This is a genomic window from Prochlorococcus sp. MIT 1341, assembly GCF_034092415.1.
GTDB lineage: Bacteria > Cyanobacteriota > Cyanobacteriia > PCC-6307 > Cyanobiaceae > AG-363-P08.
Genome location: NZ_CP139304.1, coordinates 1,077,268 through 1,090,382, shown reverse-complemented (window position 1 = coordinate 1,090,382; position 13,115 = coordinate 1,077,268). Strand labels below are relative to the sequence as shown.

The window sequence follows — 13,115 nt, the reverse complement described above, 5'->3', positions numbered from 1 at the left end:
CTGGATTAACGCAAACTTGCCAGTTTAATCTCTTTGGTTGTGGTGGAGATTTATAGAGAGGATTCTGATTAGGAGGTTTCAGGTGAAAAAATTCAAGACTTCTTCTTATTCAATTTTAGGGGCGCTTATAAAGGCAGGAATTAGATTTTTATTTCGAAAAATTGGAGCACTGGGTTTCTTTAGTTGTTCGATTGCCAAGACATCTCGTTTCACGAGAGCTTCAATAGAAGCTGTATAGCTATCTGTCACAAGCCTTGGGTAAAGACCGATGCCAATTATGGGAACAAGAAGACAACCAATTATGTAGATCTCTCTTGGTTCTGCATCAACAAGATTTGTATTTGATACCAGCTCTCTATTTTCTTTACCAAAAAAGATTTCACGAAGCATTGAGAGTAAATAAATCGGGGTAAGAATGACTCCTATTGCTGCTAGAGCTGCGATTACAACTCTGAATGTAAGGGTGTAAGCCTCATCAGTAACAAATCCTGCAAAAACCATTAGCTCTGAAACAAAGCCACTCATTCCAGGAAGTGCAAGAGAGGCGAGGGAGCAAACAGTCCAGAGGGCAAACATTATTCTCATTTTTTGGCCAACTCCTCCCATTTCTTGTAATTGAAGTGTGTGGGTGCGGTCATAAGTTGCACCTACCAGGAAGAAAAGACTTGCCCCGATTAGTCCGTGACTAATCATTTGCAGCATTGCACCACTCGTCCCTAAGGCACTGAAACTACCTATCCCTATCAGTACAAAACCCATATGGCTGATTGAGCTATAAGCAATTTTTCGTTTCAGATTTCTCTGGGCGAAAGAGGTCAGGGCTGCATAGATGATATTTACAACTCCAAGGATGATTAAAAGGGGAGCGAATTGTGCATGGGCATCAGGTAGAAGTTGTGCATTGAACCTTAAAAGTGCATATCCACCCATCTTTAAGAGGATGCCGGCTAACAGCATATGCACAGGAGCAGTTGCCTCTCCATGGGCATCTGGCAGCCAAGTGTGTAAAGGAACAATAGGTAACTTGACGCCGAAGGCAATCAGAAGACCTATATAACAGAGCAGTTGGAAACTAGTGTTAAACCCTTTTTCTGCGAGAACTGTATATTCAAAATTTGGACTACCTCCACCGAAAAAGCCCATAGCAAGGGCGGCTAATAATATGAATAAAGAACTACCTGCCGTATAGATAATAAATTTTGTCGCTGCATATTGTCTTTTTTTACCTCCCCATATTGCTAGTAACAGATAGACAGGTAAAAGTTCCAGCTCCCATGCAAGGAAAAACAACAGCATGTCTTGCACAGCGAAGACCGCTATTTGGCCACCATCCATTGCCAAAATCAGAAAGAAGAAAAGTTTTGGCTTGAAACTGACTGGCCATGCTGCAAGAACCGCTAGGGCTGTAATGAAACTAGTTAGAAGAATCAGTGGCATCGAAAGACCATCTGCTCCGACTGACCAATTCAGGCCTAGGTCTGGTAGCCAACTGATTTGTTCTGAAAGTTGAAGACCTTTGATGCTTGGGTCATAGCCAGTTGCATAAGCACCAACGGTTATAAGGAAGGTCGCTAGAGCAATTCCTAATGCAAACCAACGCACTTGCTTCCCTTCTCCTTTGTCAGGAATGAAAGGGACTAGGAAAGCTCCGGCAATAGGGAAAAGTATTGACAGGCTTAGCCATGGGAGATCGTCTGTAATTAGTTCTTCCATTAGGCCATGGGTAAGCTCAAGTGTTGCGAGACAATGAGACTGCAGCACTTCAAGCGGTTTACTTCAAGGAGTGTAGAAATACTGGAAGCTCTCGCACCTCCTTTATAGGCGTTGACACATAACAGCATCTCAGGCTGGAAAATTTCTTATCCACCGAGAACACCAAAAAGTAGTACTAGAGCGATAACACCTCCAAAAACGATCAATGCATAGAATTGTGCTCTTCCTGTCTCAAAGTATTTCAACCCTTCCCCGCTACCAAGTGTTAATAGGCCTGTTAGGTTAACCACGCCATCAACAACTTTTGCGTCAACCTCAAGTACTTCTTTTGCTAGTTTTCTGCTTCCTTTAACAAAGATCTTGTAATTTATATCATCTAAATACCATTTATTTTGAAGAAAACTATTGATCTTGGAGAAGCGATTGACAAATAAACTCTTGAGGTCTAATCGATTTAGATAATAAGCTGAAAAAGCAACACTGATACCTATAGCTGAGATTGAGATAGATGCTCCTGCTAAAAGAAGAAACTCCCCCCAATGGAAATTTGTTGAAATTTCCATTGCTTCCTCTGGGTCTAATAAATTTGCAAATTTGCTTGACCAGGGTGTTCCGAGTAGTCCAATAAGCACTGAAGGGACTGCTAGAACAGCTAAAGGGAAGGTCATTGACCAGGGAGATTCATGCAAAATGCCTGATTCTTGCGAATGATTGTTTTCGTCTTCATCTCCATCAGTGACTTGTCCTGCAAGAGCAAGTAATTCGGTTTGAAGGTTTTTATTCTCACCACGGAAATCACCTTCAAATGTAAGAAAATAAAGGCGAAACATATAAAAAGCAGTCATCCCAGCTGTCAGGAAGCCTATTGCCCATAGGAATGGAAAAGTATTAAACGCTTGACCTAGGATTTCATCTTTGCTCCAGAATCCTGCAAGTGGAGGTATTCCGCTAATTGCCACACAACCAATAAGGAAGGTAATTGAAGTAATAGGCATTTTTTTTCTTAATCCGCCCATGAGTCTCATATCTTGAGCAAGGATTGGTTCATGACCCACAACCTCTTCCATCGCATGTATTACCGAACCTGATCCCAGGAAAAGCATTGCTTTAAAAAAGGCATGTGTTATCAGATGGAAAATGCCTGCAATTGGAGCTCCACAACCCATAGCAAGCATCATGTAGCCCAATTGTGAAACAGTGCTATATGCCAGGCCTTTTTTAAGATCCATTTGGGTTAGGGCTATGGATGCACCAAGAAAGCATGTGATAGTTCCAATAATTGCTATAACCATTCCTACGCTAGGAAACTGGCTATAGAGAGGATCTAATCTCGCTACTAGAAAAACCCCTGCTGCGACCATTGTTGCTGCATGTATCAGGGCAGAAATTGGCGTAGGTCCTTCCATGGCATCTGGTAGCCAAACATGAAGTGGGAATTGCGCAGACTTTGCCATTGGCCCCATAAATACCAATAAACACAAAGTCAAAGCTGCCCATTCAGGAATGCTCCCTGACGCAAGTCCACTTGCAAGACCATCAGCTATCCCTTGGAAATCAAAACTGTTAGTAGCCCAAAAAAGACCAAGAATCCCAAGCAATAGTCCAAAGTCACCAACCCTATTCACCACAAATGCCTTTTGTGCTGCATGAGCTGCAGCTTCTCTGTCATACCAAAAGCCAACAAGTAAGTATGAGCACATTCCTACTAATTCCCAAAAGACATAAACCTCAAGGAGGTTTGGACTGACAATTAGCCCGAGCATTGAGCTGCTAAAAAGTGCAAGATAAGTAAAAAACCTTACGTAGCCCTTGTCGTGAGCCATATAGCCATGCGAATAGATCATCACCAATAGAGCCACTGTTGTTACTAGTGAGAGCATTACTGCTCCTAGTGGATCGATCACATAGCCCATTGGAAGGATGAAACTTCCTGCACTAGCCCAAACAAACAGGTGCTCAACAACAGGTCCTCCATTGATTTGCTCAATAAGAACCGCATAGCTCAGTATTGCTGAGGCACCTACGCAGCTAAGTAGGGTTATTGCAACGGGCTTTCGAAGGTCATTAACCCATTTATTGAAACCAATTAATCCCAGGCCTACAAATACTGCTCCTATTAGAGGGAGTACAGGTATTAACCAGGCAAATTCTGCAGCCGAGGGCATCCGTACTTTTTAGGCTCCTGCGAGTGTAGGCATTTCATCCCATCAGTTTGGATAGGTGTGAAGAGATGAATGCATTGCTAGATAGAGAAATGAAACGATGGGACCACCAGATTAAACCAATTGCAATGCCTATACCTAGCTGTGCAGGCCTGAGAAATTCATGAAGCTCCAATTTCTGACGACCCTCCAATACGGCCAAAAATGGGATTACGGATGTTTTAATTTTTAATTCATCGAATGCTAAACCGAACTTGTTTTTTAATCTTCGATCACCATGCCAGATTGCAAAAAGATGATGTGCAATCAAACCAGCAGAAGTAACCAGCATAAATGAACTGCCAATCCAGAGTGAATGTGCAAAGCACCAGAGGATTTGGCCAATAGCCTGAGGATGCCTGCTAATTCGAATTATTCCAGTTGCATAAAGCCTGACAGTTGGTTTCTGCAATGCGGGAATTTCTAAAAGGTTGTATGTGGCTGGGTAGAGAAAGAAAAAGCTTAAGGCAGTTAAAACCCAGACAGATGTTGCCATCCCAGGTAGACCTTGAAGGTTCCATAAGCGAAGCCCGTCATAACGATGAGCTAGGAAATACCCAATTAGAAGAATGGCAGATGGAATACTTGCAGTGGCAAAAATCAAACGCCATGCCCTTGCTCCGATTCTTTTCTCTGCACGCGAACGTAAAGCAGCTCCACCACTATGAATAACAGCGAAGCCCAGGATCAGGAGCACCATTACACCACTGCTGTGATGCGTGCTATTTGCAGAGAGTTGTAGCAATTGCTAGTTGAAATGGTTAGGGAACATAGGGATTACTAGATTCCCGCGTAGAGTTTTTTCTATTGTTGCTGCCAGCTTGGCAGCTGTCATGGCCGAACTGCCTTTCACTCTCGATCAGCTTCGAATTCTAAGAGCCATAGAGCGAGAAGGCAGCTTTAAAAAAGCTGCCGATAGCCTTTATGTGACCCAGCCTGCAGTCAGCCTGCAGATTCAGAATTTAGAGAAACAACTAGAGGTTGTTCTATTTGATAGAGGCGGCCGTAGAGCTCAGCTCACTGAGGCTGGACAGCTTCTTTTGGGTTATTGCGAAAGAATTCTGAGTCAATGCCAGGAAGCTTGCAGAGCAATAGATGATTTGCACAACTTAAAGGGGGGTTCTTTAGTCGTAGGTGCAAGCCAGACAACAGGTACCTATTTAATGCCAAGGATGATTGGATTATTTAGAAGTAAATTTCCAGAGGTGGCTGTTCAGCTTCAGGTGCATAGCACACGCAGGACAGGTTGGAGTGTTGCCAATGGCCAAATTGATCTTGCGATTATTGGGGGTGAGCTCCCTCAAGAATTAAATGAGTTGCTTCAAGTAGTTCCCTATGCAAGCGATGAAGTGGCACTTGTGTTGCCTATAAAGCATCCTTTGGCAAGGTTGAGTGAATTAACCAAGGAGGATCTCTATCGTCTTGGGTTTGTAAGCCTTGATGCGCAATCCACAACACGAAAGATGGTTGATCAATTACTCTCACAATCAGGATTAGATGTACAGCGGCTCCGAATAGAAATGGAGTTGAATTCGCTAGAAGCAATTAAAAATGCTGTCCATTCAGGCTTGGGAGCAGCATTTCTTCCAGTGGTATCAATTGAGCGTGAGTTAGAAGCAGGTACTGTTCATAGGCCGGTTGTGGCAGATCTGAAAGTTTCCAGACAACTTAAATTAATTACACATCCTGCTAGATATCGTTCCCGTGCTGCAGAGGCTTTTAGGCAGGATGTGCTGCCTCTTTTTGCGAGTGAAGATAGTCCTCTTCGAAAGACTATAGGTTTTTCTGCTGAAGGAAAGAGATAAGACGGTTCAGAATTGCACTGCCTCTTGATTCACTCCCACAGCATCTTCGGCTGCCCCTTTAATAATAAATTTGTTTTCATTGATATCTGCTTGGTAAACACAACGAACTACAGGGTTATCTCTGATTGAACCTATATAAGCGAATGTGTTCATTCTTTGTTTACATTCTCTTACGTCTTCGTTAGTTATTGCGCCTTGTTTTTGTAGAACTGTCCAGTTTTCCCTTCTTATTACGCAACCTGGTTGCAGGGCAGGCTGGGTCACAAAACTAGTTGATGGGTTGAGTGTTGTATACATCTCTACATCGATTACAAATGCACTTGCTCCCCATTGTCTACAAAACTCAGGATCTGGGACTGCCATGTCCAGTTGTTGTTGACTAGCAATATTGCCTTGACCTCCTTGAGTGGTGCTTGTAATTGCGCTGCCTATACCAATTCCTACTACTAGTACTCCTGCAATCACTGCAACTGTGCCTGTATTCATAGAAAACCCACCTCCACCCCCTTTGCCACCAGAAGAGGAGTCATAGTTTGACCTTTGGCCATAGTTGACTCGCCCAAAATTTTCATTAGGTCCGTATCTGTTACCACCTTTTCTGCTTCTTTCCCCGAAGTCTCTCCGGGATTGTCGGTTGTAGGGAGATCTAGTCACAGCAGTTCACTTGTTCTGGGTAGTCCCATTGAATAGTTGAGAACACGACAATCGGGGTTGTAACTCAATTGACCTTCTTGGAGAAGTTGGCGAATAGTACCTTCAAGATCTGAGCCAATTCGCCTGAGGTTGTATTCACTGAGTTCTTTCCCATCGTTTTCTTCGACTAATTCATTGAAGCGTTGATGCACTTTGTGAATAACCTCATCTGTCCATATGAACTCGTTATCAGGATCAAGATCTAGAGTTAGTTGGCTGGGATCAGCCACTAGCTTGTCCTCCTCAACCCTTGCGGTGAAAAGCCTTATATGGCGTGTAGTGCATTTAAGTTGTGTATCGGTCATAGTGTTTGAGACCAGTCAAATAGTCGGACCGTTCCTTGACTTTATAGAACTCTACGTAGCAAAAGGGGGTCTGACCCTTTTAATGTTGTTCTTGACCTTATTTTTTGAGTATGAAGGTTGTAGTAGCAGGAGCAGGTCTGGCTGGCCTCTCTTGTGCCAAATATCTTGCTGATGCAGGCCACACTCCGATCGTTTTTGAAGCAAGAGATGTTCTTGGCGGCAAAGTTGCTGCTTGGAAGGATGCAGATGGGGATTGGTATGAGACAGGTTTGCACATATTTTTTGGAGCATATCCAAATATGCTCCAATTGTTTGAAGAGTTGGGAATTCAGGAAAGGCTTCAGTGGAAAAGCCATTCCATGATTTTTAATCAGCCTGAAGAGCCAGGAACATATAGCCGTTTTGACTTTCCAGATTTACCAGCACCTTTCAATGGTGTAGCAGCTATTCTTAGTAATAACGATATGCTCAGTTGGCCTGAAAAAATCGCTTTTGGCATTGGTTTGGTGCCAGCGATGTTAAGAGGCCAAGAGTATGTCGAAGAGTGTGATAAATACTCTTGGACTGATTGGCTGAAGCTGCACAATATCCCTGAAAGAGTGAATGAAGAAGTCTTTATTGCAATGAGTAAGGCGCTTAACTTTATTGGACCTGATGAAATTTCATCTACTGTTTTACTTACTGCGCTTAATAGATTTCTCCAAGAGAAAAATGGTTCGAAAATGGCATTTTTAGATGGAGCACCACCTGAAAGGTTGTGCCAACCAATTGTTAATCATATTGAAGCTAAAGGTGGCGAGGTCTATTTAAATAGGGCCCTTCAAAAGATTGTTCTTAAAGATGATGGAACTGTTGATAGTTTTTGTATAACTACAGCTGATAAAAGAGGCCGTGAAAACATTTACGCAGATGCATATGTAAGTGCACTGCCAGTAGATCCTTTTAAATTATTATTGCCAGAGCGTTGGAAGACTCTAGACATCTTCCAAGGTCTTGATGGACTTCGTGGGGTCCCAGTAATAAACATACATTTGTGGTTTGACAGGAAGCTTACAGATATTGATCATTTGCTTTTTAGTAGATCAAAATTGTTGAGTGTATATGCAGACATGAGTATTACTTGTAAGGAGTATGCCGATCCGGATAAATCAATGTTGGAGTTGGTTTTTGCACCTGCAAAAGACTGGATTGGCAGAAGTGATGAAGATATAATTGAGGTTACTATGAAAGAGCTTGAAAGCCTTTTCCCTATGCATCTTACTGGAGAAAATAAGGCAAGTTTAAGAAAATATAAGGTAGTAAAGACTCCTTTGTCTGTCTATAAAGCAGTTCCTGGATGCCAGCAATTTAGGCCGAGCCAGAGGACTCCGATATCTAATTTCTTTCTAACGGGTGATTACACCATGCAGCGCTACTTAGCTTCTATGGAAGGTGCAGTTCTTAGCGGTAAATTGTGTGCTAATGAAGTACATCGCACTCAGTCAGAGGTGTAAATCTATGAGCTGCTTTTCTTTCGCATTATTAGATTATGAAAGATGACTAATTCAGACTCTAAAAGTTTGAATAATTTAGAGACTATTAATCTCGACTCGGCCTATGAGGTCTGTAGAGAGGAGACTGCAAAGTGGGCAAAAACTTTTTATTTAGGGACATTATTACTTCCACCTATTAAAAGAAAAGCTATATGGGCTATTTATGTTTGGTGTAGACGTACCGATGAGTTAATGGATAGCCCAGAGGCAATGAAGCTTCCTATTAATCAATTGTCTGATCGATTAGATAATTGGGAGGAGCGAACTAGAGAAGTTTTTAAGGGAAAGATTAATAATGAATTTGATGCAGTTATGGTGGATATGCTTGAAAAATTTCCAATGGATATTCAGCCTTATTTGGATATGATTGAAGGGCAAAGGATGGATTTAAATCTTCATCGTTACGAAACATTTGATGATTTAAAGCTGTATTGTTATAGGGTTGCTGGAACAGTTGGATTGATGACACAGGGTGTTATGGGCTTAGATTCAGCCTATACATCTGCCCCATGGAGCTCTGCTCCAGACCCTTCAGATGCAGCTGTTGCTTTAGGCATAGCCAATCAACTGACAAATATTCTTCGAGATGTTGGTGAAGATAGAGGACGTGGCAGAATTTATCTTCCTCAAGAAGATCTAGTGAGATTTAATTATTCAGAAGAAGATCTTATGCAAGGCAGAGTAAATGATAATTGGAGGTCCTTGATGGCATTCCAGTTAGAGCGAGCCCGTGAATGGTTCGCGCTTTCGGAATCCGGCGTTAGATGGCTTTCTGGCGACGCTCGATGGCCAGTTTGGACATCACTTAGGCTCTATAGAGGGATATTAGATTCTATTGAAAAACTTGATTATGATGTATTTAATAATCGTGCTTATGTAAGCAATTGGGTAAAACTGTTTAATCTACCAATTGCCTATGCAATTTCTCAGTCACGGTAAGCAATAAGATACTTAGAATTCTTTAAGAAAATGAACCCTAAGTATTATTTTTAGACAGCTGTTTTTTGGTTGTCGAGCAACTCTTTTAGTTTAGATAGCTCTCCTGCCCAGCGAGGATCTGGCGCTTCTGGGTTAGGTGCATCGCTATGCACGATTTTTTTGGCTCCTTTGCGATTCCCTCCTTGAGAATTGTTGTTAGAGTTTCCGCCACCTCGGCGTGCATTCCCATTATTTGAATCACGGCGTTCGGATCGTTCAACTCGTAGGTTATTGCCATTAAATTCGCGGCCATTTAACTGATCTATCAGTGTGTTCGCGACTTTTTTGTCATCAATATTGGCAAAGCCAAAACCTCTGCAGTTACCGGTTTCTTTGTCGAGGACAGCTTTGAAGCGAATACCTTCAGCAACACTTGCCAGCAAGGCTTCTAGTTCTTTGTTATCGAAGTTTTGCGGCAAGTTGCCGATGTAGAGGCGAACACTCATGAAAGGGGAGGAGATAGAAGAAAATTGGGGATCAAACTGATCGGCATGTTGAATTCATGTCCAATTAGTTAATCACAACAAGGTCTGTTTGTGTTTCAACCAGTAACGTGCGGAGAGAAGAGCATCTTGTTGATTCTCTAATCTTCCGAAAGCTTTTTCAAGAGTTAGGTGATGTATTAACTCTCCTAGCAAAGGCCCTGAAGGCACTCCAAGGCAGTCCTGAAGCGTATTCCCGTCGATAGGAGATGAGGGGTGGAATAGGGGATCTTTTTCATTGCGCCAGCGTTTTAACCAGGTTGTTTGTTCCGTAAAAGAAAGTTCAATTATTAAGGCAGGTAAGTCTTTTTCTAGTTGTTCATGCAGTTTCAGTAGTTCATTTTCATTGAGATTTTTAAACGCGTAGTCTGTATTTTTTTGTTTCCAATAACGAAGTCTTTTGCAACGTTCTTGCTGCACGCGACTGAATCTAAGTAGTTGTAGGCCTTTATCGCTCAACAGGCTGGTTAAACGAGCTAATGGAAGTGCTCTGGCCTTTTCTTGGACAGTAAGCGCTTTGCAACGATCATTGGATAAGCTTTCTGCCTTGATAATTTTTTGAGGTTCTTGCCATTTCTTTAGGAGTTCAAGCTCTTGAATTAAGGGGACAATCTTATCGAAAAATTCTGCTTTGATAAGTTTGTCAATCTCTGAGCTAATTCTTTCGGGAGCAGCCTTTTCAAGGTGTGCATGGTTTTTGTGCATCCATGTTTTTGTTTGATCTTCGAGGGTTAGGTTTAACTCTGCTATTAGTCGCAATCCGCGAATTAAACGCAAGGGATCTTCGATAAGGTTTTGTTCATTTACTGCCACAATCTTCTTGTGTGCCAAATCCTCTAATCCTCCAGTTGGGTCTATGAGCCTTGGCTCATCACAAAGAGATAGAGCAATAGCATTGATCCTGTAGTCACGTCTCCAAAGATCCTTTTCTAAACTAGAACTCATTTGGGCGGCAAAATCCAGAGTCCAGTTCTTAATGATTACTCTTGCGATATCTCTTGATGCATCTAAGAGCACAAAGGTTCCTTTTTGTTTTATTGCAAACTCTCTGGCTAATACAGATGCATTCTTTGGGACGATAAGATCTAGATCTGGTTTTTCTTGCGATTTCCCTAGGACACTATCTCGAATAGCACCGCCAACTAAGACAGCTTCACTTGGTAGATTTTCAATTGAGATGGGCCATTTATGGGGATTAATTCTTTTGAATAGCTTATGCGCCAGAATATTTCGATCGCCTTCAAGTATGACTTTTGCCTGAAGAGGACTAGACATGTGCATTTGTGTTGACTGCCGCTGGGTTGACCGCTGCTATGCCTATCACGCAGTTGAGAGACAGCATGGAGTGGATCATCTCACTGAGAGTCCCGACCTGAAGCCCATTGACCCATATATCCATGTCAGTGTGATTGAAATTTCTGAGGGTGTTACTGGTGTTGAATGGGATGTTCGTTCTTGTGGAAGTTTCCTAGAAGACTCGGGCAAATGGCAACGTTTAAGACCTGGGCAGGACATTCCTAGATGAAAACAGTTTTAGAAAAACCCTTGTTTATAAAGAAGAACAGAAACATTGTGTTGGCTTTGCATAGTTCGACTGAGACTTTGGGAGTTGCTTGCATGGATTTAAGAGAAACTCCTTTGAAATTGAAAAAGAGGACCTTTCCATTAGGAAGAGATCTCTCGAATAGTCTATTGAGTTGTATCAATGAGGTTTGTCCTTATGAAAACTGGAAGCAACTCGCTCGATTAGCTGTCGCAACAGGTCCAGGTGGATTTACTGGTACGCGTTTGACTATTGTTATGGCAAGAACCTTGGCTCAGCAAATTGCTTGCCCTTTAGATGGGATCAGTAGTTTTGCGTTAATGGCTACACGACTTTCAGAAAAATTAGATCCAAAGTTCATGGATAAACCTTTTTGGATTACTCAACAATTAAATAGAAGAGGAATTGTTGCAGGTTGCTATCAATTGATATCTCATTCCAAGGAGAATTCCGTTAGAAAGGCAATGGAACTAGAGGTTCCAAAATTGTTAGCGTGTGATGCCAAGTTGGAACCTTCAGTTGATGTTGAGGAGGATGTAGAGACTGATGTTCAACATCTTCTAGAATTATCTTTAGAAGCCCATTTGACCAGTAAAGATGGAAACTGGGTTGATGTTCTGCCCATTTACCCTACTTCTCCTGTGGATAATTCTTAGTGTTACGTTTCTCTTTGAGGGTATTAGTTTTTAGCGGATTAGTTTATGGTCTTTTTGAAATAAGTTTTTTGAGATCATATCGAACTGCTATTTTCAATTTAGATCCCCCACAGCTGATCTTGGTCCTTGGTGGTGACGTGGATAGAGAGCATGTCGGAGTTCGTCTTGCAAATGAATTGAAATTGCCATTAGTAGTTAGTGGAGGCAGTAATCCAGAGCATGCTGATTGGTTGATTAGGAGTGCAGGTTTGCCTCCAGAATTAGTAAAACTTGATTATCGAGCTCAAGATACTCTTGGAAATTTCACTTCTTTGGTAGATGAATTTCTAATTGACGGTATTAGTCATGTCTTGCTAATAACAAGTGAAGATCATTTATCAAGAGCGATGTTAGTTGGTTGGATGGTTGCTGGAAGCAGAGGAATTCATCTGACGGGATTATCTGTTCCTTGTAATTCTTTGTGTATAGAGGAGAAGTGGCAGAAGAAAGCTTTTGATCTTGTTCGATCTTTTGTTTGGATCTTAACTGGTAAAGATATGAAGGCATTGCTAACATTAAAATGGCCTCAACTATTTAGTGCAGCTTGAGTAATTTATTCATTTATAATCTGCTTATCTAAAAGGGAGTTTATTTGATCTTTTAGTTTTAATGTTGTTGCTTCTAGATCTGATTTTTTTCTTGATTTAGGTGGCTTAATTGGATCACCAACCCTTATGTAAATAGGGATTAGTCTTGGTAAAAGCCTGCCTTTAGGTAGTACTTTGTGTGAATTAGCTATTGCAACAGGTAGCAATTTAGATTGACTTCTTGCGGCGAGTAAAGCAGCTCCTGCCATAGGTTGATTTATGCGTCCATTGGCTTGTCTTGTTCCATCAAGAAAAATCCCAGTTGCCCAACCTTCTAATAGCATTTTTGTTGCCATACGGATCGCATCACGGTCACTTCCGCCTCTTTTTACAGGGTAAGCACCACAGGCTTTGATAATCTTTCCCAATAAAGGAATCTTGAATAGTTCAGCTTTTGCCATAAATGCAATAGGCCGCCCTAAAGCATGCCCAAGAATTGGAGGATCAAGATGTGACCCATGATTAGCTACGACAACTAAAGAGCCTTTCAGCGGTACTTTTTCTAGGCCTGATATTTTCCCTCGAAATAAACCCCGAAAAATCGGATATACCAACAAATAACTAATAGCCAAGTATATAAT

Annotated in this window: 14 protein-coding genes; 6 read left to right on the top strand and 8 right to left on the bottom strand. The window is 41.8% G+C overall.

Annotation, left to right across the window (positions count from 1 at the left end; translation table 11 throughout):
* Nucleotides 1-105: 105 nt before the first annotated feature.
* From SOI84_RS05565 to SOI84_RS05555, 3 genes are all read right to left on the bottom strand, one after another.
* Nucleotides 106-1,713: an NAD(P)H-quinone oxidoreductase subunit 4 gene (locus SOI84_RS05565; protein ID WP_320675373.1), complete on the bottom strand. Its 1,608-nt coding sequence runs from the start codon at nucleotides 1,711-1,713 to the stop codon at nucleotides 106-108.
* A gap of 146 nt (nucleotides 1,714-1,859) precedes the next feature.
* A complete protein-coding gene (locus SOI84_RS05560; RefSeq protein WP_320673581.1) occupies nucleotides 1,860-3,878 on the bottom strand; it encodes an NAD(P)H-quinone oxidoreductase subunit 5 in 2,019 nt (672 codons plus the stop codon).
* A 34-nt stretch (nucleotides 3,879-3,912) separates the two neighbouring features.
* Nucleotides 3,913-4,614, bottom strand: coding sequence for an NnrU family protein (locus SOI84_RS05555; RefSeq protein WP_320675372.1), 702 nt, complete (start codon nucleotides 4,612-4,614; stop codon nucleotides 3,913-3,915).
* A 133-nt stretch (nucleotides 4,615-4,747) separates the two neighbouring features.
* Between SOI84_RS05555 and SOI84_RS05550 the strand changes: the two genes are divergently transcribed.
* On the top strand, nucleotides 4,748-5,719 hold the full coding sequence (locus tag SOI84_RS05550; protein WP_320673580.1) for a LysR family transcriptional regulator: 972 nt from the start codon (nucleotides 4,748-4,750) through the stop codon (nucleotides 5,717-5,719).
* Nucleotides 5,720-5,725: 6 nt separating this feature from the next.
* Here SOI84_RS05550 and SOI84_RS05545 read toward each other — a convergent pair whose 3' ends face one another.
* Entirely contained in the window at nucleotides 5,726-6,373 is a 648-nt protein-coding gene (locus SOI84_RS05545) for a DUF3172 domain-containing protein (RefSeq protein ID WP_320673579.1), read from the bottom strand.
* On the bottom strand, nucleotides 6,370-6,717 hold the full coding sequence (locus SOI84_RS05540; RefSeq protein ID WP_320673578.1) for an NAD(P)H-quinone oxidoreductase subunit M: 348 nt from the start codon (nucleotides 6,715-6,717) through the stop codon (nucleotides 6,370-6,372). The genes SOI84_RS05545 and SOI84_RS05540 overlap by 4 nt, the downstream gene beginning before the upstream one ends.
* A gap of 110 nt (nucleotides 6,718-6,827) precedes the next feature.
* Between SOI84_RS05540 and pds the strand changes: the two genes are divergently transcribed.
* A complete protein-coding gene (gene pds / locus SOI84_RS05535) occupies nucleotides 6,828-8,210 on the top strand; it encodes a 15-cis-phytoene desaturase (protein WP_320673577.1) in 1,383 nt (460 codons plus the stop codon).
* Between the two features lie 42 nt (nucleotides 8,211-8,252).
* Nucleotides 8,253-9,188, top strand: a complete 936-nt coding sequence (locus SOI84_RS05530) for a phytoene synthase (protein WP_320673576.1) — start codon at nucleotides 8,253-8,255, stop codon at nucleotides 9,186-9,188.
* A gap of 50 nt (nucleotides 9,189-9,238) precedes the next feature.
* Here the strand turns inward: SOI84_RS05530 and SOI84_RS05525 are convergent, their stop codons facing one another.
* Both SOI84_RS05525 and SOI84_RS05520 read right to left on the bottom strand, forming a co-directional pair.
* Complete coding sequence (locus tag SOI84_RS05525) at nucleotides 9,239-9,673, bottom strand: RNA-binding protein (RefSeq protein WP_320673575.1); 435 nt, start codon at nucleotides 9,671-9,673, stop codon at nucleotides 9,239-9,241.
* A 72-nt stretch (nucleotides 9,674-9,745) separates the two neighbouring features.
* Nucleotides 9,746-10,984, bottom strand: a complete 1,239-nt coding sequence (locus SOI84_RS05520; protein ID WP_320673574.1) for a CCA tRNA nucleotidyltransferase — start codon at nucleotides 10,982-10,984, stop codon at nucleotides 9,746-9,748.
* Between SOI84_RS05520 and SOI84_RS05515 the strand changes: the two genes are divergently transcribed.
* Genes SOI84_RS05515 through SOI84_RS05505 form a run of 3 tightly spaced genes read left to right on the top strand, consistent with a single transcriptional unit; the run spans nucleotide 10,983 to nucleotide 12,495 of the window.
* Complete coding sequence (locus tag SOI84_RS05515; protein ID WP_320673573.1) at nucleotides 10,983-11,234, top strand: Ycf34 family protein; 252 nt, start codon at nucleotides 10,983-10,985, stop codon at nucleotides 11,232-11,234. The genes SOI84_RS05520 and SOI84_RS05515 overlap by 2 nt on opposite strands.
* Nucleotides 11,231-11,908, top strand: a complete 678-nt coding sequence (gene tsaB, locus SOI84_RS05510; protein ID WP_320673572.1) for a tRNA (adenosine(37)-N6)-threonylcarbamoyltransferase complex dimerization subunit type 1 TsaB — start codon at nucleotides 11,231-11,233, stop codon at nucleotides 11,906-11,908. The genes SOI84_RS05515 and tsaB overlap by 4 nt, the downstream gene beginning before the upstream one ends.
* Nucleotides 11,908-12,495 carry a YdcF family protein gene (locus SOI84_RS05505; protein ID WP_320673571.1) on the top strand — a complete coding sequence of 196 codons (588 nt, stop codon included), beginning with the start codon at nucleotides 11,908-11,910 and terminating at the stop codon, nucleotides 12,493-12,495. Before tsaB ends, SOI84_RS05505 begins: the two co-directional genes overlap by 1 nt.
* 5 nt (nucleotides 12,496-12,500) lie before the next feature.
* On the opposite strand, the gene SOI84_RS05500 is transcribed toward SOI84_RS05505, so the two are convergent.
* Entirely contained in the window at nucleotides 12,501-13,106 is a 606-nt protein-coding gene (locus SOI84_RS05500) for a lysophospholipid acyltransferase family protein (protein ID WP_320673569.1), read from the bottom strand.
* Between the last annotated feature and the right edge of the window lie 9 nt (nucleotides 13,107-13,115).

Excerpts from the sequence above, each read along its gene's own strand:
- SOI84_RS05565 (WP_320675373.1), bottom strand. The coding sequence starts at position 1,713 with ATGGAAGAACTAATTACAGACGATCTCCCATGGCTAAGCCTGTCAATA.
- SOI84_RS05560 (WP_320673581.1), bottom strand. The coding sequence starts at position 3,878 with ATGCCCTCGGCTGCAGAATTTGCCTGGTTAATACCTGTACTCCCTCTA.
- SOI84_RS05555 (WP_320675372.1), bottom strand. The coding sequence starts at position 4,614 with ATGGTGCTCCTGATCCTGGGCTTCGCTGTTATTCATAGTGGTGGAGCT.
- SOI84_RS05550 (WP_320673580.1), top strand. The coding sequence starts at position 4,748 with ATGGCCGAACTGCCTTTCACTCTCGATCAGCTTCGAATTCTAAGAGCC.
- SOI84_RS05540 (WP_320673578.1), bottom strand. The coding sequence starts at position 6,717 with ATGACCGATACACAACTTAAATGCACTACACGCCATATAAGGCTTTTC.
- pds (WP_320673577.1), top strand. The coding sequence starts at position 6,828 with ATGAAGGTTGTAGTAGCAGGAGCAGGTCTGGCTGGCCTCTCTTGTGCC.
- SOI84_RS05530 (WP_320673576.1), top strand. The coding sequence starts at position 8,253 with ATGACTAATTCAGACTCTAAAAGTTTGAATAATTTAGAGACTATTAAT.
- SOI84_RS05525 (WP_320673575.1), bottom strand. The coding sequence starts at position 9,673 with ATGAGTGTTCGCCTCTACATCGGCAACTTGCCGCAAAACTTCGATAAC.
- SOI84_RS05515 (WP_320673573.1), top strand. The coding sequence starts at position 10,983 with ATGTGCATTTGTGTTGACTGCCGCTGGGTTGACCGCTGCTATGCCTAT.
- SOI84_RS05520 (WP_320673574.1), bottom strand. The coding sequence starts at position 10,984 with ATGTCTAGTCCTCTTCAGGCAAAAGTCATACTTGAAGGCGATCGAAAT.
- tsaB (WP_320673572.1), top strand. The coding sequence starts at position 11,231 with ATGAAAACAGTTTTAGAAAAACCCTTGTTTATAAAGAAGAACAGAAAC.